Here is a 20,656-nt window from a genome sequence, read left to right as displayed (position 1 = left end):
GGTACTGCAGGGGGGACCCTGTGGGAGAGTAGGACGCCGCCGAACAATCTTTGTGGGAAGGCCCCGCACCGTATGGTGCGGGGCCTTTCTGCGTTCCGGGTTCTTTTGTCCTCTTCGTGTTTCTGTCCTCTTCCGTGTGCCTGCCGCCGGCCCCAGTAATGGGGCCGGCTTCTTTGTTTATGCCGCTGCTCTGCCGGCTTTGCTGGGTTCCCCGGTTCGTGCTCGGGAGGCGGTGGGCGGTGGGTGGCGAGGCGTGTGACGAGGTGCTGCGTCAATGGACCGCTGGCGGCAGGTCATGCCGTGGGGGTTGCTGTGTCGTTTGGCGGGGGTGTGGTGCCGGGCGGTGTGGACGGGGGGTTGGTGTTTCCGCTTTTCGCGCGCTCCAGCTCCTGGACGAGGAGGAGCAGGTCGGCGGGGGCGGCGGTGAGGCGTACGGGGACGTCGCCGTCGAGGAGGTCGGCGACGTACCAGTGCGACGAGACGTACTCCTCGCTGGCAGTGGGCCCGCGGACTCCCTGTACGGTGAGGCGCCCGGCGGGGATCTGCTTGGCGGCCAGGCGTCCGGGACCGCCGTGGGGCACCACCGCCATCGGCCCGGCTCCGAGGACGATATGGGTGCCCATGAGGTGCGGGTTGTACGGGGTGTCTTCCAGGAAGTGGGCGCGCAGGAAGACGTCCTCGCCTTCGGGCAGCGGGCGCGGTTCAACTGGCTCTGTGCGGCCGCTCTTTCGCCAGGCCAGCAGGGTGAGCCAGAGGACGGCGAGAGTGCAGACGGCCGCCACCGGCTCGGCGATGGCCGGGCTCGGCCGGAGTCCGGCCATCGGCACGGTCCACGCTGCGGTGGCGGCGACGGGGCGTAGGAAGGCCAGGCCGTCGGGCTCTGTCGGGCCTGAGCCGATGGGCTTTCCCCGGCGGCGGCTGTTGCCCAGCTTGACGATGAGCAGGCCGTTGATGACGAGGATGACGAGGGTCGTGACGACGGCCACGTCGACGGGACGCGGCACAGAGAGAAGGTCGGTGGTGTGCTGCCTGTTCGTGATCCGCATCGCCTCGCCGCGCCACCAGGTCACTGCGATGCGGTCGCCGACAGCGAAGTAGGCGTCGGCCTCGTACTCGACGTCCAGCCATTTCACCGGCTTGCTGTCGCGGAAGTGCAGTCGGAGGTCATAGCCGCGCGAGCGCCGATGGGTCTCAAGGCGTTCGATGACCCCGTGCAGTGTGGTCAGGCAGTCCGCACGCACATCGACCGGAGCCGCGGTCGGACAGGGCGTCGCCGCCTGCCACTGCCGCTCCCGCCGTTCCTCCGGGGCCACTCCGAACACGGCAACACCTCCGGCCCCGAAGGCCGTCAGCAGACATAGCAGCAGCGGTATCAGCCGTGCCGATATGAAGCGCTCCGTCCGTGGACGGGCGACAGGCTCGCTCATGTCGTACATGCCCGTGATTCTTCCACCGCCGTGTAGCGCGCGACGGGGGTTGCCTGTGGTCAGGGGCCTGTCCGTACGCGTTGGGGGCCACTGGCTGAACGTGGCCCTGGGCGTCGCGTTCCGGTCATGCTTCAGTGTCATCGTGCGGCGGTCTTGCCGCCGTTCGGAGTTTGACGGCCCGTTCGTTTGATACGCGGGGCGCGGGCCCTGAAGAGGTCGGGGAACGTCTGGCCGCGGCGTTCCCGAACGGGGTCCTGGTCCATCCCCCAGTCCACGCCTCCTGGTTGAACCAGGAGAGAGGTCGCCGAGGGCGATCACGAAGCCTGTCGTGCTGACCAGGAGTCCGCCGAGGGTGGGCCCGGCGATCGTGGCCACGTCCGCGACGCCGGCCCGGACGCCGAGCGCGGCGCCCCGGTGCTCGGCCGGGAACGTAACGATGATGAGCGTCATCGGCTGCGGCATCAGTGCCGCAGCCCCACGCCCTGCGACGCCCGCGTGGCGAACGGAGCAGGAGATTCGGCAGTGCTCTGCGGGAGTTGCGCGAGCTGCGGGAGCTGTTGAATCCGCGGAGTCTGGCGAATCTCCTGCTCGTTTTCATGGCCGTTGGGGGCAGGGGGCAGGGGGCAGGGGGCGGAGGGTGCGTCGCTGCTGCCGGATGACCCAACGGGTAATGGCCCAACGGGCGATGGCCCAAAGGCCAACGCCCGGCGGGTGGGGTGTGGGCGTCGGTAGTCGTGACGCCTCGGCTCACCGGGGTGAGGGGTGGACGGTCACTGCTTCCCGGGGGCCTGCAGGCTCCACAGTCGACCGTCGGGGTCCCGGACGGTCATCTCCCGGGTGCCGTAGTGCGTGTCCTCGAAGGGGGTGACCACGTCCACGGCGGACCCGGGGCGGAAGGAGTCCGCGTCGGGCACCTTCAGTGCGACCTGTACGCCGGGTTCACGGTTCTCGGGGATCTCGACCACGACGAGGTAGGCGCCCTCGCCGTTGCGGAACACGCCGGAGCCGTCGCCTGCGGAGGTCTCCAACTCGTAGCCCAGTTCCTGGAAGAACTTCGCGGTCTTCCCCCAGTTGTGGGTCTCCAGGAAGAGCGCCTCGATGCCTTCGGTAGCCATGTCATGACTCCTTTCCGGATGAGTCCTGCTGCTTGTGGGCGTCGTCGAGGTATGCCCGCAGCGCCTCGGTGACCAGCGCCGACAGTGACATGCCCGTCTCGATCGCGTGGTGTTTGACCTGCCTGATCAGATCCAGCGGCAGATACACGTTGAACTGTTTGACTTCCGTGTCGCCCATACGAGGATACTAGCTCGCTAGGTTGCTAGCATGCTAGTCAGTCGGTCCAGTGATTGCTGGCTGATGACTGTGCCGGCCACGGTGCGATGCAACCGATCGGGCGGGTGCGGGGGTGGTGCGTGGCCGCGTCGGCGTCGGGGTCTCTTCCGGTGGCTGCCTGGGGAGCGCGCGACCGCCGCGCACTCCCTGGGGTGGCGACCCTGTGGGCGGATCTGTGGTGGTCCCGTCGGGACAGGGGTGATCGCGGCCGTGAGAATCGGCTGACGACCGACCCGAGGGCTGGCGATGCGTCCCAAACTCAAATCCGATGTGCTGTACGTGCCGACCGACGACGGAGTGCACGTCTTCGGCGCGGGGGCCGATGTCGCGCTGCGCGGCCGGTCCGCCTATCAGTGGCTCGACCGGCTCGCCCCGCATCTCGACGGGGCGACCGAACTCGCGGAGTTGGTGCGCGGCCTGCCGGACGACAAGAAGGGCGTGGTCACCGCGCTGGTGGAGCGGTTGCACGTGGCCGGGTGTCTCCTCGACGCCGCCGAGGACCTCCCGCACGGGCTGACCGCGCGGGAGCGGGAGACGTACGCGGCGGAGATCGCGTTCATCGAGTACTACGGCGACTCGGCCGCCCGGCGGTTCGAGACGTACCGCAACAGCGCGGTCGTGGTGGTGGGTTCGGGGCCGGTGTTCGTTTCGCTGGTCTGCTCGGCGCTGCACTCCGGGGTGCGGCGGCTGCGGGCGGTGCGGACGGCGGAGACGGTGACCCACACCGAGCGGCTGGCGGAGTTGACGGACGAGGCCCTGCTACGTGATCCGGAGCAGAGCGTGGAGTGCGTTGACTGGTCCGGGGCGGAGGAGGCGGCGCCGGCCGGTGCGGACCTGGTGCTGCATGTGGTGGCGTCGGCTGACGCCGTCGAGCGTGCGGTGCGGCTTGATCGGCTGTGCCGGGCGTCGGATGTCCTGCTGGTGCAGGGGGTCGTCCTCGACGACGTTGCCTGGCTGGGGCCCTGCGGGCGGGGATGGGCGTCGGCCTGGGCGCGGTTGGGGGTCGCGGGGCCGCACCGGCCCAACCGGTTCCTCACCGGGCCCGCCGCCGCGGTCGTCGCCGGGCATCTCGGGCTGGCCGCCCTCAAGGCCCGTACCGGAATCGCCGGTCCGCACGACACCGAGCTGACCCGCATCGATCTGGAGACCCTGCGCACCTCGACGCACACCTTCCTGTCCCACCCGGGCGCCCGGCCCGCCCGGCCGGAGAGCGAAGCGGAGTTCGCCCGGCGGGTCCGTCGCCTCAGTGCGGTGGCGCCCCTCGGCGCGCAGGAGTTCTCCGCCCGCGCGGCACGCTGCTTCGACCCGTACGTGGGTGTGCTGCGCAGTCTCGACGAACGTGACTTCACACAGGTGCCGTTGAACGTCACCGAGGCCGTGCGGCACCCGGACGGCGGGCCGCGGGTGTTCGGCGCCGGGACGGGGTTCGCCGAGGCCCGTCGCAGTGCCGCGCTCCGTGGACTCGCGGCCCACGCGGCGGAGTTCTTCGATCCGCGTCGCGTCCGCGCGGATGGCACGGTGTGGGCCTGGGACGTCGTGGACGGGCGGGTCCGGGCCGTGCCCGCGGCCGTGGTGTCCGGCCAGGAGTCTGCCGTCGCGGCACGGTTGAGCTGGGACGACGCGGTGACCGACGGTCTTGCGCAGCACTGCGCGCGGCTGGCCGTGGGGGAGTTGGGCGCCGGGCGTACGCGACCGGTTCCGCTGGATCTCGGGTCCGCGGCGGCCCTCGATCCCCGGGCGCGGTCGCTGCTCGGTCTGCTGCGCGCGGCCGGTGGGCGCGTCCAGGCCGCCGATGTCGGCGGTGCGCTCGGGATCCCGGTGCCGGCGTGGTGGCAGGAGGGCCGGGCCGTCGCGGTGACGTGCGGGCCGGACGCGACGGCGGACGGGTTGGAGCGGGCGGTGCTGGACCGGCAGGCGGCCCTGTCGGGGGAGTCGGACTATGCGCCGCCGGTGGTGGCGGGGGTGGGCGGCCCGCCGGACATCCCGGCGGAGGCGGCGCCCTGGCCGGTGCCGCCCGGGCAGGAGGAGATGGTGGGGGCGCTGCGGGCGCGCGGTCTGCGCCCGGTGGTCGTGCCGCTGGATCACGATCCCGCCGTGCACGAGGTCCTGCCCTTCCTGCTTCGGGTTGTGCTCGTCGGTGAGTAGGGGGCGGGAAGGGGCACTTCGGTGACGTACGGCACGGCATCCGGGACCGGGGAATCCGTCGGTCTGCGCTTTTGGCACCGCACCTTCGAGGGGGTCCGGGAGCTGTTCGCCGAGGGACACGGGGAGGAGGGCGGCGCGGACGATCCGCTGCCGGTCAAGACGTACCGGGGGCTGCCGCGGCAGGTGCTGAGCGAACCGGTGCGCGCCCTCGGCGATGCGCGGTGGTCCTTCGCCGCCTTCCGCCGGGCGTTCCCGGCCGGCCGCCCGGCGCCGCGGCGCCTGGACGAGCCCGCCGTGTCGGCGCTGCTGGGGTACGCCTACGGGCTGGGGCGGCTGGAGTTGGGGCCGTACGCGGTGTGGCCCTATCACCGGCTGGTGGCCTCCGCCCGGTGCTTCTACCCGGTGGAGGTGTACCTGTGGACGGCGGCCGCGGCGGACGGCCTGCCGACCGGGTGCCATCACTACGATCCGGCGCACCATGCGCTGACCAGGCTCCGCGCCGGCGGCATACCGGACGCCGTCCGCTCGGCCGTCGGCGGGTGGGGGGACCAATGCGGTCCGCTGGCCCTGCTGTTCACCGCCGTCTGCTTCCGCAAGACGGCGTTCCGGTACCGCGACTACGCCTACCGGCTGTGTGCGCAGGAGGCCGGGCTGACGGTCGGCAACGTGCTGCTGGTGGCGGGGGCGCTGGGGCTGCACGGCCGGGTGCACCACCGGTTCGACGACGGGATCGTCAACCGGGCACTGGGGCTGGACGGGGACGAGGAGACCGCGTTCGCGGTCGTCCAGCTCTCCTGTGCCGAGCCGTCCGCGGCGGCTCCGGTGCCGGCTCCGGCCGCCGCCCCCGCGGTGCTCGACTCCGCGTTGCCGGTGATCCGGCCGGAACACCTGCGGACCGACACCGCGGACCCCGATGCCTGGGCGGGGCTGCGGGAGGTCGATCGTGCCGCCCGGCTGACCTGCGGCGACGCCTGGCCGCCCGTGGACCCGGTGGCCTTCCGTCTGCCCGCCGACGTACCGGGGGCCGATGCCCGGGTTCCACTGGACGGTCCCCAACCGGGGCCCGGGGAACTGGAGTTGGCCGCCGCGCTGCGGGCGCGTGACTCCGGTGGGCGGATGTTCCTGCCGGGCGGTGCGGCGCTGCCCGCGCATCGGCTGGCGGCCATGCTCCGGTACGCCGTGGAACCCGTGGCGTCCGACCACACCCGCGGGGACTGCCGTCCGCTGGTCGACTGCCATGTGCTGGTGCTCGGTGCCGACGGCCTCGACGCCGGGCTGTACCGGCTGGAGCCCTCGCCCGCGCTGGTGCGGCTGCCCGGCCGGGACTGGCGGGCCGTGCTCGCCATGCTCTGCGACCGGACGCCCGCGGTGAACTCCGCGAAGGCCGATGCACTGGTGTTCCTGACGGTGAACCGGTGCCAGGGGGAGCGCGGTTTCGGGGCCCGCGGGTACCGCATCCTGCACCAGGAGGCCGGGATCGTCGCCCAGCGCATCAGCGTGCTGGCGGCCGTGACGGGCCTCTCCGTCCGCATCACCAACGGCTACCACGAGGGCCTGGTCCGCGAGTTGACCGGTGTCGGCGACGCCGCGTACGTGCCGGTGTTCTGCATGGTCGTCGGCCGGCGCCGGGCCACCGCCCAGTACGAGGTGCCCCTGACGTGGTGACCGGAGGCCGTTGTCGCGCCCCCGGAGCCGCCGGCGGCCCGATCCTACGGCCGTTCCTGGGGTCGCACCGTGAAGACCGCAGTCCGCGTCCCGCTCGACTATGAAGCCGACCAGTTCCCTGGTCACTTGCCCAACCGACACCGCAGAAGGGGAACTTCGATGGAGAAGGAACTCGTCCTCGACCTCGCGGACCTCAGCGTCGACGAACTCGATGTGCTGCCGACCTCGCCGGGCGCCGGCCTGGAGTCGGTGAACGTCGGTCACGCGATGGTCGAGATCGGCGCGTCCAACTGCACCTCGACCGGCACGCCGGCGAGCTGCTGCTCGTGCTGCTGTTGCTGAGAGCCCTCGGCGGCGCTCAGCGCACTGTCGTGTCCGGCGGGTGTGCGTCCGCCGGGCACGGCACCACTCTCGACGACGAGGACGGGCCGGTGGCCGACACAGTTGGAGCACTCCGCCCCACCACGGTGGCGGTCCTGGGCAAGGGGCTGCTCGCCGCCGCCATCCGGGCGGCGCTCTCCCGCACGCACGACGTCGTCGCCGAGGCGGACGACTGCGCCGCGCTCGTCTCGGCCGCTGACGGATGGGCCCCGGACGCCGCGTCGTCGCCCGCGCGCGCCGGCGTCCGCCGGCTGCCGGTCCGGGTCGAGTTGGGGAACGTCGTCGTCGGGCCGCTGGTCGTCCCCGGCGAGTCCGGCTGCGACCGGTGTGCGCAGACCCGGCGGGAGCGTGCGCTGGGTCCGGACAGTCCCCGCTCCGCGCTGGTCCGGCAGCACGGTGAGCGGCTCGCCGACCGCGCCGCGCCGGTGCTCTCGGCCTGGGCGTGTGACGCGGTGGCGGCACTCGTGGCGAACGAACTCACCTCGGGCGAAGGGCAGTTGACCCGGCGGGCGGTGGCGATCGTCTCCCTGACGGCCATGGCGGTCGACGTCCACCCGTTCCTGCCCGACCCGCACTGCCCCGTATGCGGCGGGCTCCCCGAGGACCGGCCGCCGGCGCTGATGGACGCCGCCCGGCCCAAGCTCCGCCCGGACCTCTACCGGGTCCGCGATCTGCGGGCCGACTGGGACGCGTTGGTGGCGACGTACGTGGACGGGCGCACCGGCCTGGTCCGGCAGCTCGATGTGCGTACCGACTACCGCTATCCGATGGTGTCGGCCCCGCTGCATCTGCCCGACGGACAGCAGGAGGCGGGATTCGGCCGGGACCTCGACTACGCCTCCTGCGCCCGCACCGCGCTGGCCGAGGCCCTCGAACGGCTCGGCGGCGCCCGCCCGGGCGGCCGCCGCACGGCGGTGCGGGCCTGCTACCGGGAGGTCGCCGAGCGGGCGCTGTGCCCGACCGAGCTGGGCCTGTACCCGCCCGAGCGGTACACCGAGCCGGACTTCCCCTACCCGCCGTTCGCCCCGGAGTTGGAGCTGAACTGGGTGTGGGGCCACTCGTTCGCCCGGAACGCGCCGATCCTGGTGCCCGAGGACTACGCGTACTACCGCACCCGGCACGGCAATCCGCTCGCCCGGCCGCTGGCGTACGAGGTGTCCAACGGGTGCGCGCTGGGCGGCTGCCTGGAGGAGGCCGCACTGCACGGGATCGTGGAACTGGCCGAGCGGGACGCGTTCCTGCTCACCTGGTACGCGCGGCTGCCCGTGCCCCGGGTGGACCTGGCGACGGTGTCCGACGTGCGGATCGCGGTGCTGGCCGAGCGGATCCGGCAGGACAGCGGGCACGAGGTCATGGCCTTCGCCACCACCGCCGAGCACGGTATCCCCACCGCGTGGGTGATGGCCGTGCACCCTTCCGCGGCCGGGAAGCAGGCGGCCGGCCCCGTGGAACCGGCCGTGATCTGCGCCGCCGGCGCGCACTTCGATCCTGAACGGGCGCTGCTCAACGGCCTGTTGGAGCTGTCGGCGAACCTCGGCTGGAACCGGGAGGCGTACCGGCGGGAGCGGGAGCGGATCGCGGCGCTGGTCGACGAGCCGCACCTGGTCCGGGAGATGCGGGATCACGCCCTGCTGTACTGCCACCCCGCCGCGTTCGACCGGTTCGGTTTCCTCCTCGCCGACGGGCGGGGCCGGCCGGTGGAGGAGGCGTTCGCGCGGGCGGACTGCCGGCCGCGCGGTGCCGAGCTGCGGCAGGACCTCGCGGAGGTGGTGGCGCGGTTCACCGGGCGCGGACAGGACGTGATCGTGGTGGACCAGACCACGGACGAGCACCGGGCCGGCGGTCTGGCCTGCGCCAAGGTGATCATTCCCGGGCTGCTGCCGATGACGTTCGGCCACGGCATGCGCCGTACGCACGGTCTGCCGCGGCTGCTCCGGCTCCCGGCCCAACTGGGGTACCGGGCCGGGCCGTTGACCGAGTCGGAGATCCCTGCGCATCCGCATCCGTTCCCGTGACTGGAGCCGGCCATGACCGCGAGCTTCTCCACCCCCGACACCTTCGGCGTACGGCTCGGCGGGCTGCCGGTGCCGATGCTGGACGACCTGCGCTCACCGGAACTGTGGCACCAGGTCGAAGCGGTCCTGGCCGGTGAGCGGGGGCTCGCTGCCGCCGAGGCGGAGCTGTCCGAGGCCCTGTACGCGCTGATCGGGCGCGCCGCGGCCGGCAAGCCGCGGCTGGTGGCGCTGCGCCGGGCCGTCCACAACCGGCGCGCCCTCACCGACCGTTACTGGAACGACGAGGTCCGTGCCATGCTGCCGCCGCCGGTGGTCGAGGGGGTGCGTGCCTGGACGGATCTGCTGGCCGCGCACGGGCGGGACCTGGCGCGGCTGGACGCGTTGGTGGGGCACCAGAGCGCGGGGCAGCATCTGCTGCTGCGCAAGGCGGTCGCCGATCCCGCCTTCCAGTACGGGCTGGTCCTCAGCAGCCCGGTGCTCCACCGGCAGGTGCGCAAGTGGCTGGCCCGCCCGGACGAGAGCGCCCCGGACCGTTCGCTGGCGCTGCGGCTGACCAAGTACCTGGCCCGGATCACGATGAAGACCAGCCCGTTCAGCACCTTCACCGTCAGCGGCCTGGGGGCCTGGCGCGATCGGAGTGCCGGGCCGGCCGCGCCCCCGCCGGTGCCCGGCCTGACCGTGACGACGGTCGCGGAGCTCAATGTGTGGGTGGTGCAGCAGGTGGTGCGGCAGCTGAGCCGGCATCCGGTGCTGGCGGCCGGGTTGCGGCTGCGGCTCAACCCGAGCGCGCACCCGGCCGAGGGGCGTTGGCAGTTCCTCGGCCCGGGAGACGAGGAGCCGCTGCGCGCCCTGCCGGCCGGTGCGGCGGTCGCGGCCTGCGCGCACGCGGTCGGCCCGAGCGGCCGCATCCGGGCGGAGGCCGCCCGCGATGTCGCGGCCAGGACGGGGAACGACCTCGCGGCCGCCGACGCGTATCTGGGGCGGCTGGTGGAACTGGGCCTGCTGGAGGCCGAACGCCCCTTCCCCGACCAGGCGTTGGATCCGCTGGCCGCACTGCGTGCCTGGGTGGCGGGCGGAGGTGCGGACCTGGCGGGGCTCGTCGGCGAACTCGACGTCCTCGCGGCGCGGGTGGCGGAGTACCCGACGCTGGCCGCCCCCGCGGACCGGCTGCGGTGCATCTCGGCGGTCGAGGCCGCCCTGCGCCGGGTGCGCGATCTGGCGGGCCCGGAGCACATCCAGCTGCCGGCCAAGAACACCGTCATCGAGAACGCGCTGCTGACGACGGAGCTGACCGGACCCGCGCGGCGGGACTGGGCGCCGGTGCTGCGGGACCTGGACGTGATCCGCCGCTGCTATGCCGTGCTCGATCCGGCGCTGCCCGGCCGGGTGGCGCTCACCGACGCCTTCGCCGCACGCCTGGGCGCCGGGGCGGCCGTACCGTTCCTGGCGTTCCACCGGGCGGTGCAGGAGTGGCTGCGCGAGGATCCCGAGCTGCCGGGCCTGCTGTCCATCGCGACGCACGGCTACGCCGCACTGAGCGGACACCGGCTGCCGCGCATCCGTGAACTCGCCCGGCTGCGAGCGCAGTTGTGCGCCGCGGCGGACGCGGGACGGGCCGACCAGGACGGTGTGCTGCGGCTGGCGCCGGCCCGGCTGGCCGCGCTGGCCGACGGCTGGCCGGTGTGGCTGCGGCCGCCGGACTCCGTGGCGTTCTACGGCCAGCCGCTCGGCGGGACCGACCCCCACTTCGTCGTCAACGCGGTCAACTCCGGGCACGGCCGGGGGCGCGACCGCATCCGCCGCCTGCTGGCACAGGCCGGGATCGCGGCCGGCGCGGACACGGCACCGCCGCCCGACGGCGTGCTCGTCGCGGACACCTGCCGGCACTACGGCAGCAACGTGGGACTGCGGATGTCGGCGGTGGCCGACGAGATCGACTACCCCGGCGGCCACAGCCTGCGCGCGGGCGAGCACCGTATCCCGCTGTCCGACCTGCTGGTGCGGCACGATCCCGCGCGGGGGCTGCTGGTGCTGTGGTCGCGGCGACGGGACGCCGAGGTGCGGCCGGTGCACCCCAACCTCATCGCGGAGCTGTGGCTGCCGCCGGCGCTGCGGCTGCTGCTCCAGGCGTTCGGCGCGACGTCCAACCTGCTCATCCCGGGTCGCCGGATGTTCGGGGACCCGTCCCTGGCCGAGGTGGACGGGATGGCGGCCGAGCCCCGGGTGGTGATCGGCCGGACGACGGTCAGCCGCCGGCAGTGGGTGTTCCCGGCGACCGCCGTACCGGTGCGGGAGAAGGGCGAGCGCGACCGGGCGTATCTGCTGCGGCTGGCGGCGTGGCTGGGCGGGCACGGGATTCCGCAGCGCTGCTTTGTGCGCGCCCTGGACCCGGCGTCCGTGGTCGGCGGCAGCGTATGGCGGATCAAGTCGCGCAAACCGCTCTACGTCGACTTCGCGAACCTGCTGCTGCTCGGCGGGTTCGAACGGATGCTGACCGGCGGGGGCCAGGTGCTGTTCCTCCAGGAGGCGCTGCCCGCCCCGGCCGACCTGCCGCGCTACGGGGACAGCGGGCCCCGGGTCACCGAGTTCGTCATCGAGATCAACGGAGGACAGGATGCCGACGCAGGACAGCGGTCTGCTTGACCCCGACGCCGTCCAGGGCGCGGACTGGGTGTGCGCGCACCTCTTCTACGACACCGACCAGGACCTCCTGCTGACCGACTGCGTACGGCCGCTGGTCGCGGAGTTGACCGCGCAGGGCCTGGTGCAGCGGTACTTCTTCCTGCGGTACTGGGAGGGCGGGCCGCACGTACGGCTGCGGCTGCTGCCCGCGCGCGCCGCCGACCGCGCGGCGGTCGAAGGGCGGGCGGCGCGGCACCTCCGGGACTTCCTGGCGCGCACACCGGCCGCGGACGTGGTGGACCGCGGCCGCTTCGCCGAGGTCGCCGCCGGACTGGCCGGTCTGGAGGGCCGCTTGGGGCACGACGCCGTGGTGCGCCCCAACAACTCGGTGGAGTTCCCGGCCTACGAGCGGGAGCACGCGGACTACGGGTACGGCGCGGCGATCGGCGCCGTGGAGCGGCACTTCTTCGAGTCGAGCCGGTTGGCGCTGTCGGTGGTGGCGGCGGGGGTGACGGTGGAGCAGCGCGCGCTGCTCGCCTTCGACCTGGTCGTCGGGGTGTTCGCGCTGTGCGACGAGGTCCGTGACCAGTGGGTCCGGCACGGCGGGCCGCCGCTGCCGTTCGGCAGCGGCCCCGAGGCCGCCGATGTGGCACCGCGCCATCTGGCCCAGCGCGACCGGCTCCGGGAACGGGCCCGGCGCACCTGGCGGGCGGCCCGTGCGCCGGAGGCGGGCCGGTCGGACCAGCGGGCCTACTGGCTGGCTTCGGTACGGCGGCTGCGCGAGCGGCTGCACGCCCTGGAGGAGACGGGCGCCTTCGCCGCCGAGTGGGCCGCGTCCCCGCTGGCCGAGCCGCTGGGCCTGTCCGCCACGCGGCATCCGGCCACGAGTCTGGTGCTGCTGCGCTGTGCCCACCTGGTCAACAACCGGCTGGGGCTGACGCTGTGGCAGGAGAACCAGCTGCGGTTCCTGGTGGGCCGGGTGCTCGCCGAGTTGCCCGAGGCGCTGACCGCCTCATGAGCCGGCCGACCGGGAGCTGGCGCAGCATCCATGTCCACCACCACGACGAGGCCGCCGAACCGGAGCTGATCCTGCGCGCCGTCCGCCCGGCGTTCGAGGCCGTCGCCCCCTGGGTCGGCGGCGCCTGGTTCGGCCGCCACTGGCTGCTCGGGCCGCATCTGCGCCTCAACTTCCGTACCGACGAGGCGGATTGGATCGACCGCGTCCGGCCGACCGTCGTCGTGGCGCTGGAGGACCACCTGCGCGGCCATCCGTCCACGGCGCGCCTGGACGAGGCCGCGCTGGCGCCGGTGCACGCCCGGCTGGCCGCACTGGAGATGGAGACGGGCCCGCTGCACCCGTGGGCGCCCGACAACACGGTGCGGGAACGGCCCTATGACCACCGGCTGCCCGTCCTCGGGTCGCTGCGGGCGAGCGAGTTGCTGGCGGACTTCCTCAGCGATACCAACGACCAGGCGTTTCGCGCGTATGCGCAGGTCCGGGACGGTGGCGGACTGTCGCTGCTGGCGCTGGACCTGCTGTGGACCACCGCGTCGGTCGCGGCGGTCCCGTTCGCCGAGGGCGGGGCGCCGATCGAGCGGGGCTTTCTGTCGCTGCGGTCGCACGCCGACGCGTTCCTGTCCCGTACGCGCGAACCGGCCGCGCTGCGGGCGGAGTTCGACGCGCGGTTCCGCCGGCAGGAGGCCGCGCTGTGCGACCGGCTGCGGGCGGTGGAGAGCACCCTGGCGGGCGGGGCCGGCCCGGTGCCGTTCGTCGCGGACTGGGCCGCGGCCGTACGCCGCCACCAGCGGATCGCGCACCCCCTGCTGGCCTCCGGCGAGGTGTCGATGGGCGGGGCCGCGCTGGCGCCGCGGATGCCGACCCGGCAGCTCAGCGAGTTCCACGCGCTGCTCCAGTCGGACCACGGGCACCAGGACTTCCTGCGGACCGACGACTGGTTCGCCTCGTTCCGGCTGGTGATGAACTACCTGTACCTCCATCTGAACCGGCTCGGGCTCAAACCGGTGGACCGGGGGCTGCTGTGCCATCTGGCCGCGTGCACCGTGGAGTCGGTGCACGGCGTCGACGCGGTCGGCAGCTTCCGGCAGTACGTGGCCGCCGCGGACGCCGCCGGCGGGTCGCCCGAGTGGCGCCGGCTCGGCGCGGCGTGGGCGGCGGACGGAGCCGGCTGAGGCCGCCGCGCGGGGTGGTGCGGACCGGACCGTTCCGCACCACCCCGTCCCCGTCCTCTCACCCCTGCCCCAGGCGCGTCTCCAACGACGCGGGGATGACGTCGGCGAGCTGCTGGCGACCGGAGATGCCGAGCTTGCGATAGGCGCCGGAGAGGTGGAACTCCACGGTCCGGACGGTGACGAACAGCTTCCCGGCGATGTCCCGGTTGGTGTGCCCGGCCCGGGCCAGGCTCAGGATCCGCTGCTCCTGGGGCGTCAGCCGGGTCAGGAGGGGCGGGAGGGGTTCGTCGGCCCCGGGGGAGAGGCGGTCCCGCGCCGCGAGGATCCGGCGGACGAGCGGCTGCGCCCCGCAGGACTTGGCCAGCAGGAGCGCCGCGGAGAACTCGCTGCGTGCCGCGTCCGTCCGCCCGGACTCGCTCAGCCAGACGCCCAAGTCGCAGCGGACGACGGCGAGTTCCAGGCGGGCGGGGGAGTGGGTGAGTGTCTCCGCCGCGGCGGCGAGATGGTGGATGCGCCGGTCGCCGGATTCTGTCAGGGCGAGCGCGTGCTGGGCCGTGCCGAGTGCGCGCGGGGTGCCCCAGCGGCGCGCGTCCTCCCATTCGGCCAGCGCCAGTCCCGATGCCTCGGCGGCCTCCCCGCGCCGGGCGAGCAGCCGGGCGGCGCGGGACCTCCAGGGCAGTACCGCCGGATTGCGCACCCGGGCGTCGGTCAGCAGCCGCCCGGCGGCGAAGAGGTCCTCCAGGGCGCGCGAGGGCTCCCCGGTCTGCTCCCACAGCACGGCCCGTGCGGCCAGTACGGCCACCGTGTCCTGCCGGGGCGGCAGTTCGCCGTCCAGTGCGCAGTCGGCCAGGAGGGCCAGCGCGGCGTCGGTGTCGCCGGTCAGCGCCCGCACCTCGACCAGGGCCGCCGCGGCGAGCACGGCGGACAGCCGGCCGGCCGCGGCCGCCGCGCGCAACGGGGAGACCAGCGGGGTCAGGGCGGCGTCGGCGGCGGTGAGGCGGCCGCGGGCGCGCAGGATCTGGGCGCGCAGCAGGTCGACGGCGACCTCCTCCCACTTTCCCGGCTTCTCCCGGGCCGGCGGCCGGGCCCGGCCGCAGTGCGTCCAGGCCTCGGCCAGCTCGTCGGCGCTGATCAGTACGGAGCAGCAGGGCGGCAGATGCCGGGCCGGGGCGCCGCTCAGTGCCCGGCGCGCATGACGCACCGCGGCGTCCCGGTCCGCGCCCTCGTGCACCGCGTGGACGGCGTGCAGTGCGGCCAGTTCCCGCTGGGCCGCGCCGTGCCGGGGGGCCTGTGCGGTCAGGGCGTCCGGGGGATCGGCGGTTGCGGTCGGCTGGGCGGGGCCGCCGAGGCAGGTGAGGGCCTTGTGCAGCCGGAGCCGCCAGCGCTGGGCCGATGCGGCGGTACCGAGCCGTTCGGCGGTGTCGTCGTAGACCGCCACGGCGTCCTCGGGGCGCCCGCACGCGGTCAGCAGGGCGCCCAGGGCGAGGGCGTGGTCGGTGGCGATGTCCGGGTCGTCGGCCTCGCTCCGGGCGGCGTCCAGCAGGCGGGCGGCGCGGTCCGGGGCGACGAAGCCGTCCAGTTCCGCGAGTTGGCGCTGGACGGCCGACCGTACGCGCGGGCGCAGGGGCTCCCGCAAGGTGCCGCGCAGATGCCGGGCGGCGTCCTCGTGCCGGCCCTCCCGTTCGAGTTGGCGGGCGGCCGTCCGCAGCGGGCGGACGGTCCACGTCAGGCCGAGCGGTCCGGCGGCGACCAGGTGGTGGGCGACCCGGGTGGCGGCGAAGTGGCCGTCGCGCAGGATCTCGGCGGCCGTCAGATGCAGGGCGGTCCGGGTGCCGACCGGGATCGTGCCGAGGACCATGGCGGCCAGCAGGGGATGGCGAAAGCGCAGCGGTGTGCGGTTGGCGAGCAGGGACCGGCCGACCAGTTCGTCGACCAGGGGCAGCGTCTCCCGGACGGGCAGGCCGGTGAGTGCGGCGCACTGCGCGAGCTCCGCGTCCGGGCCGAGCACGGCGACCGACCGGGCCAACGCCAGTGCGGCTCCGCCGAGCCCGGCCGACCAGCGTTCCAGGCCCGGGAGTGCGGCCGTCGCCGCGGTGTCGTGCAGGGCCTCGGCGGTGGGCGCGGTGCCGGTGTGCGCGGCGAGCAGGGTGAGCAGCAACGCGGGGTTGCCGCCGGTCAGTTGGCGGCACGCGGCGGCGGCCGGTTCGTCGAGGGTGACGCCGCGGTGCGCCGTGGCGAAGGCGCCGAGCGCCGCCGGTTCCAGGCCCGTCAGATCGATCCGTTCGGCGCTCGCCGCGAGCGCGGCGGCCGGTCTGGCGTCGTCCCCGATTCCGATGGCGCGGTCGGTCAGCGCGATCGCCAACGGGACGTCGGGGACGGCCTCGGAGAGCCCGGCCAGCCACCGCACCGACCAGGCGTCGAGGTGTGCCAGGTCGTCCAGGCAGAGGGCGACCGGCGCCCGGCGGGCCCGTTGCCGCAGCGACTCCACGAGGTCCCGGACGGCGGTGCCGCACGGGGCGCGTTGGGCGTCGTGGGCGTCCTGGGCGGTCGCGTCGGCCGGCCCGCCGGAGGCCGCCGGCAGCCGGCCGAGGACGTGGTGGGCCGCGGCCAGGTGGTGCTCGGGCAGGCTCCGCCCCGGAACGAGGGCGACCTGGAATCCGGCGTCGGCGGCGGACGCGGCGAACTCCCGCAGCAGCGCCGACTTCCCGATCCCGGGCTCCCCTGTGACGAGCACGCTCGCCGGCACCCGTCCCGCGCGCACCGTGTCGAGGAGGGCCCGTAGCCGGGCCCGCTCGTCCACCCGTCCTATCCCACCCGCCAAGGTCAAGCGTCCCCCTCTGCGACGTGCCCGGTGGCCGCGGTCAACCGGCCCCGGGAGCGCCACTGTAGTGGGCGTGACCTGGGCAGATGCGACGATCGCCGCAAGGTGACCGGAAACCGAGCATGCCGCCGCACAACGCCCCGGCACAGCAGACACCCTGGTCCCCAACCGCCTCGTCCGCTCCCGCGCGAGGGGTGCTCGGCGCGGGAACGGACGCTGGCTGGCTAGCGGTCGCGCACCCTCACCGCACGGTGGCGTGTCGCCGCTGTTCGGCGGGGAGCGGGAGGGGGATCTTCTGCGCGAGTTTGTCGCCCTCGACGTCGAGGTCCGGCAGGAGGCGGTCCAGCCACCTCGGGATCCACCAGGCCTTGTCCTTGACCAGTGCCATCGTGGCCGGGATGAACGTCATGCGGATCACGAAGGCGTCGAGGAGGATGCCCAGGGCCAGCGCGAACCCCAACTGCTTGATCATGGGCTGGGCGTTGAAGACGAACCCGGCGAAGACGGAGACCATGATGGTGGCCGCGGCGGCGACGACGGCGCCGGCCCGGGTGAGGCCGGAGACGGTCGCGTCCAGCGGGCCGGCGCCGTGCACCCGGGCCTCGCGCATCGAGGTGACCAGGAACATCTGGTAGTCCATGGCCAGTCCGTAGAGCACGCCGGTGACGATGATGGGCAGCAGGCTCATCACCGGTGCGGTGGCGTCCAGCCCGAGCAGGGACTGCAGCCAACCCCACTGGTGGCGCCGAGGGCGGCGGCGATGCTGAGCAGGAAGCCGACGGTGGCCATCACGGGGATGACGACGGAGCGGAAGACCAGCAGCAGGACGAGGAGCGAGAGCCCGAGCACGGTGGCGAGGTAGACGGGCAGGGCGTCGGCGAGGCGGTCGGACACGTCGATCGCGAGGGCGGTGAACCCGGTGACGCCCGTGGTGACGCCGTGCGTCGCGCTCATCGCGGCGCTCTTGGCCCGGACGGAGCCGACGAGGTCCTTGGTGCCGTCGTCGTTCGGCCCGTCGTCGGGGACCAGGCCGAGGACGGCCATGGTGCCGGAGGCGTTCATGCCGGCCAGTGAGACCGCGGTGGCGCCCTTGGTGCCCTTCAGGTCGGCGGCGACCGCGGCGAGGGCCTGGGGGGTGAGGGGGCGCTCGCCGTCGGTGGAGCGGGCGACGACCATCAGCGGCCCGTTGTAGCCAGGGCCGAAGGCCCGGCCGACCGCCTCGTAGCTCTGGCGTTGCACGGTGTCGGGGTTGTAGCCGGCGCCGGAGGGCAGTCCCAGCTTCATACCGGCGGCAGGTAGCGCGAGCACCAGCGGGACGAGGAACGCCGCCGCCAGCGCGGGGTACTTGTGGCGCACCAGGCCCGCGCCCCACGCGGTGGCCCGTGTCGGCGCGGCCGCCGTGGCGCGCCGCTGCGCCGCGCGGCGGGCCCGGGCCGGGCAGATGCGCTCCTCGACCAGGCCCAGGAGTGCCGGCAGCAGGGTCAGCGCCAGGAGGACGGCGAGGGCGATCGTGGCCGCGGCGGCCAGTGCCATCGTGCTGAGCAGGGTGATGCCGACCACCAGGAGCCCGGCCAGGGCGATGACGACGGTGCTGCCGGCGAAGAAGACCGCGCTGCCGGCGGTGCCGATGGCGCGGGCGGCCGCCTCGTGTGCGTCCAGGCCGCCGTCGAGCATCAGCCGCCGCTGCCGGCTGATGACGAACAGGGCGTAGTCGATGCCGACGGCGAGTCCCAGCATCAGGGCCAGCACGGCGGTCAGTGAGTGGATCTCGAAGACCGAGGAGAGGGCGAAGGTGCCGCCGACGCCCACCGCGACGCCGGTCGCCGCGACGGCCAGGGGCAGCCCTGCCGCCACGACCGACCCCAGGGTGATCAGCAGGACGACGGCGGCCACGACGACGCCGACGACCTCGCCGGCGCCGATGATCTCGGGCATCTCCATCATGACGGCGGACGGCAGGACGTCCAGGTGCGCCTTGCCGGCGTGCTGCTCGGCGGCGCGGACGAGGCTGTCGACCGTCCCGGCGGGCAACTCATAGGTCTGCTCGTCGAATTGGAACTGCATCAAGGCGGTGGAGCCGTCGGCGGAGACGACGACGCCCGGCACCGGCCGGCCCGCCTCCAGCAGGGCGACGGGTGCCTTGCCCGTCGGCCGGCCGGCCGCCTGGGCCACCGCTGCCCGGGCCTGCGTCAGCGGGCTCTTCGGGCCCTTGGCCAGTTCGCCGGCGAGGACCTTGCGGGCGTCGACGACATGGTCGTGGCGGTAGACCGCGTCCACCGCGGCGACGAGGGCGGCGCGGCTGCCCGCGCCGTCGACCCGGCCCCCGTCCGGTGCGCGGAACACCAGCATGCCCTGCCCGCCGGACGCCTCGGGCAGGGACGTCGCCAGGTCGTCGATGACCCGCTGGGCGGGGGTGCCGTCGATACGCACCTCGTTGCTCAGCTTGACGGGGTTGGCCACGAGCAGTGCCACCACGGCGCACACCGCCGCCGCCCAGGCCGCGATCACCCGCCACGGCCGGCCGTAGGCGAAGCGCCCGATCCGGTACAGCAACACGGACACACCGGTCTCCCTTCTTCCGGTGCGGTTCGTCGGGGGACCGCACCTCTGGAAGTGAGAGCGTACCCTCAAAACGATAGTGGACTATCAAAGCGAGAGGGTGCTCTCACCCAGGTGGGGTCCAGGTACCCTGCGACACGGAAACGGGAGGAACCCAGATGCCGAACACCGCACCCCGCAAGCCCCGGGCCCGCAGGGTCGACGCCCGCTCCAGCGCGGAGCGCATCGTCGCCGCCGGACGCATCGTCCTCGGCTCCGGCGAGGCATCCCTGGAGCAGATCGCGGCCGAGGCGGGCGTGGGCATCGCCACGCTCTACCGGCACTTCCCCAACCGCGAGGCCCTCGTCCGGGCCGTCCTCGACGACATCCTCGAAACGGACCTCCTCCCGCTCATCACGGACGCCGCGGCCTCCCGCCACCCGCGCCGGTCGCTCCTGGAGATCGCCACCCGGCTGCTCGATCTGATCACCGAGGAGCGGGGGCTGGTCACCTTCGTCGGCAACTTCGCCGACGTCGCGATGGACGCCGTCCAGCGCCTCAGTGCCTCGCTCGGCCCCCTCCTGGAGCAGGGGCAGAAGCAGGGCGAGATCCGCACCGACCTCACCGCGGACGACATCCCGCGCGTCCTGATCATGGGCGTCGCCGGCCTCGCCCTCCCCGGCACCACGCCCGCCACCCGCGCGCGCTACACCGTCCTGCTCTTCGACTCGCTCAACCCCGCGAACGCCACCCCCCTCCCGCCCCCGGGCCCGGACGAGGACGACCTCCGCGCCGCCCTCACCAGCGCCGCCCAGGGCTGACCCCACCTCCCCGCCACCGGCGCACCGGTGTCAACCCTGACCCCAGGCACATATCGCGTTGTGGGTGCGCGGATGCGGACCTAGGGTCACCGCTATGTCTTTGCGTCTTCGTATGTGTCAAGCGCTGCCGGAAGCGATGCGGGCCCGTGACAAGGCCGCGGTGAGTGCGCTGCGTGCCGCGCTCGCCGTGCTGGACAACGCCGAGGCGGTGCCGGTGGAAGAGGCCGTGCACCGCGCCGCGGCGCTGGAGCAGTCGCCGGTCGGTGCCGGTGCCACCGAGGCGGCGCGGCGCGAGCTGAGCGAGCGCGGCGTGGTCGCCCTCGTGCGTGCCGAGGCCGCCGAACGGCTCGATGCCGCGGCGCAGTTGACCGCTCCCGCATATGCCGAACGCGCCGCGCGGCTCCGCGCGGAGGCCGCCGTGCTGCGCCGGTTCCTCGACGGGCCCGATGCCGCCTGAGGCGGGGTGAGTCCGTTCCGGCGGAGGGGGTGACCCATCTGCCGGCGCCGGCGTTGTCTAGGTGTACTGGGTGTACCGGCTGATCTCAGGCCCACCTGAACAACGGCGACGAAGGTGTGAGTAGATGAAAAGTCCGTCCGCGGTGCGTCAGGTCCCGGCGGAATCGCCGGCGGGCAGGCGGTACGCGTCGCATGCGCCGAAGCGGCCGGGGGCGTCCCTCATCCGGGCGGCGCGCGCCTCGT

Annotated in this window: 15 protein-coding genes; 9 read left to right on the top strand and 6 right to left on the bottom strand. The window is 73.9% G+C overall.

What is annotated here, in order from left to right; genetic code table 11:
* Positions 1-293: 293 nt before the first annotated feature.
* From ACIQE0_RS30195 to ACIQE0_RS30185, 3 genes are all read right to left on the bottom strand, one after another.
* Positions 294-1,436, bottom strand: a complete 1,143-nt coding sequence (locus ACIQE0_RS30195; RefSeq protein ID WP_402338215.1) for a hypothetical protein — start codon at positions 1,434-1,436, stop codon at positions 294-296.
* A 761-nt stretch (positions 1,437-2,197) separates the two neighbouring features.
* Positions 2,198-2,542: a VOC family protein gene (locus ACIQE0_RS30190; RefSeq protein ID WP_402338212.1), complete on the bottom strand. Its 345-nt coding sequence runs from the start codon at positions 2,540-2,542 to the stop codon at positions 2,198-2,200.
* 1 nt (position 2,543) lies between these two features.
* Positions 2,544-2,720 (bottom strand): CopG family transcriptional regulator, encoded by a 177-nt coding sequence (locus ACIQE0_RS30185; RefSeq protein ID WP_366336658.1) that lies wholly within the window; start codon positions 2,718-2,720, stop codon positions 2,544-2,546.
* Between the two features lie 285 nt (positions 2,721-3,005).
* Between ACIQE0_RS30185 and ACIQE0_RS30180 the strand changes: the two genes are divergently transcribed.
* The 7 genes from ACIQE0_RS30180 (at position 3,006) to ACIQE0_RS30150 (ending at position 13,777) form a co-directional block, all read left to right on the top strand.
* On the top strand, positions 3,006-4,904 hold the full coding sequence (locus tag ACIQE0_RS30180) for a hypothetical protein (protein WP_402338209.1): 1,899 nt from the start codon (positions 3,006-3,008) through the stop codon (positions 4,902-4,904).
* Between the two features lie 21 nt (positions 4,905-4,925).
* Positions 4,926-6,569, top strand: a complete 1,644-nt coding sequence (locus tag ACIQE0_RS30175) for a SagB family peptide dehydrogenase (protein ID WP_402338206.1) — start codon at positions 4,926-4,928, stop codon at positions 6,567-6,569.
* Between the two features lie 159 nt (positions 6,570-6,728).
* On the top strand, positions 6,729-6,911 hold the full coding sequence (locus tag ACIQE0_RS30170; protein ID WP_366336664.1) for a hypothetical protein: 183 nt from the start codon (positions 6,729-6,731) through the stop codon (positions 6,909-6,911).
* A gap of 89 nt (positions 6,912-7,000) precedes the next feature.
* Entirely contained in the window at positions 7,001-8,965 is a 1,965-nt protein-coding gene (locus tag ACIQE0_RS30165; protein WP_402338202.1) for a TOMM precursor leader peptide-binding protein, read from the top strand.
* 12 nt (positions 8,966-8,977) lie between these two features.
* Positions 8,978-11,608: a lantibiotic dehydratase gene (locus ACIQE0_RS30160; RefSeq protein ID WP_402338199.1), complete on the top strand. Its 2,631-nt coding sequence runs from the start codon at positions 8,978-8,980 to the stop codon at positions 11,606-11,608.
* Entirely contained in the window at positions 11,580-12,605 is a 1,026-nt protein-coding gene (locus tag ACIQE0_RS30155; RefSeq protein WP_402338196.1) for a lantibiotic dehydratase C-terminal domain-containing protein, read from the top strand. The genes ACIQE0_RS30160 and ACIQE0_RS30155 overlap by 29 nt, the downstream gene beginning before the upstream one ends.
* Positions 12,602-13,777: a thiopeptide maturation pyridine synthase gene (locus ACIQE0_RS30150; RefSeq protein ID WP_402338194.1), complete on the top strand. Its 1,176-nt coding sequence runs from the start codon at positions 12,602-12,604 to the stop codon at positions 13,775-13,777. Before ACIQE0_RS30155 ends, ACIQE0_RS30150 begins: the two co-directional genes overlap by 4 nt.
* A gap of 58 nt (positions 13,778-13,835) precedes the next feature.
* Here the strand turns inward: ACIQE0_RS30150 and ACIQE0_RS30145 are convergent, their stop codons facing one another.
* The 3 genes from ACIQE0_RS30145 to ACIQE0_RS30135 form a co-directional block, all read right to left on the bottom strand.
* Entirely contained in the window at positions 13,836-16,604 is a 2,769-nt protein-coding gene (locus ACIQE0_RS30145) for an AAA family ATPase (protein ID WP_402338191.1), read from the bottom strand.
* Between the two features lie 235 nt (positions 16,605-16,839).
* Complete coding sequence (locus tag ACIQE0_RS30140) at positions 16,840-17,286, bottom strand: MMPL family transporter (RefSeq protein WP_402338188.1); 447 nt, start codon at positions 17,284-17,286, stop codon at positions 16,840-16,842.
* Positions 17,286-19,160 (bottom strand): MMPL family transporter, encoded by a 1,875-nt coding sequence (locus ACIQE0_RS30135; protein ID WP_402338185.1) that lies wholly within the window; start codon positions 19,158-19,160, stop codon positions 17,286-17,288. Before ACIQE0_RS30135 ends, ACIQE0_RS30140 begins: the two co-directional genes overlap by 1 nt.
* A 155-nt stretch (positions 19,161-19,315) precedes the next feature.
* Here ACIQE0_RS30135 and ACIQE0_RS30130 point away from each other — a divergent pair, with 155 nt between their 5' ends.
* Complete coding sequence (locus ACIQE0_RS30130; protein WP_366336678.1) at positions 19,316-19,957, top strand: TetR/AcrR family transcriptional regulator; 642 nt, start codon at positions 19,316-19,318, stop codon at positions 19,955-19,957.
* 136 nt (positions 19,958-20,093) lie between these two features.
* A complete protein-coding gene (locus ACIQE0_RS30125; RefSeq protein ID WP_402338227.1) occupies positions 20,094-20,414 on the top strand; it encodes a hypothetical protein in 321 nt (106 codons plus the stop codon).
* Positions 20,415-20,656: the final 242 nt, after the last annotated feature.

The organism is Streptomyces sp. NPDC093097, from assembly GCF_044754325.1.
In the GTDB taxonomy this organism is placed as follows: Bacteria; Actinomycetota; Actinomycetes; order Streptomycetales; family Streptomycetaceae; genus Streptomyces.
Note: the sequence above shows the minus strand (reverse complement) of the source record. Positions and strands in the feature narration are given on the sequence as shown.

What these genes read in the sequence shown, in the direction of transcription:
- ACIQE0_RS30195 (WP_402338215.1), bottom strand. Translation starts at nt 1,436, where the DNA reads ATGTACGACATGAGCGAGCCTGTCGCCCGTCCACGGACGGAGCGCTTC.
- ACIQE0_RS30190 (WP_402338212.1), bottom strand. Translation starts at nt 2,542, where the DNA reads ATGGCTACCGAAGGCATCGAGGCGCTCTTCCTGGAGACCCACAACTGG.
- ACIQE0_RS30185 (WP_366336658.1), bottom strand. Translation starts at nt 2,720, where the DNA reads ATGGGCGACACGGAAGTCAAACAGTTCAACGTGTATCTGCCGCTGGAT.
- ACIQE0_RS30180 (WP_402338209.1), top strand. Translation starts at nt 3,006, where the DNA reads ATGCGTCCCAAACTCAAATCCGATGTGCTGTACGTGCCGACCGACGAC.
- ACIQE0_RS30170 (WP_366336664.1), top strand. Translation starts at nt 6,729, where the DNA reads ATGGAGAAGGAACTCGTCCTCGACCTCGCGGACCTCAGCGTCGACGAA.
- ACIQE0_RS30160 (WP_402338199.1), top strand. Translation starts at nt 8,978, where the DNA reads ATGACCGCGAGCTTCTCCACCCCCGACACCTTCGGCGTACGGCTCGGC.
- ACIQE0_RS30155 (WP_402338196.1), top strand. Translation starts at nt 11,580, where the DNA reads ATGCCGACGCAGGACAGCGGTCTGCTTGACCCCGACGCCGTCCAGGGC.
- ACIQE0_RS30150 (WP_402338194.1), top strand. Translation starts at nt 12,602, where the DNA reads ATGAGCCGGCCGACCGGGAGCTGGCGCAGCATCCATGTCCACCACCAC.
- ACIQE0_RS30140 (WP_402338188.1), bottom strand. Translation starts at nt 17,286, where the DNA reads ATGAGCCTGCTGCCCATCATCGTCACCGGCGTGCTCTACGGACTGGCC.
- ACIQE0_RS30130 (WP_366336678.1), top strand. Translation starts at nt 19,316, where the DNA reads ATGCCGAACACCGCACCCCGCAAGCCCCGGGCCCGCAGGGTCGACGCC.
- ACIQE0_RS30125 (WP_402338227.1), top strand. Translation starts at nt 20,094, where the DNA reads ATGCGGGCCCGTGACAAGGCCGCGGTGAGTGCGCTGCGTGCCGCGCTC.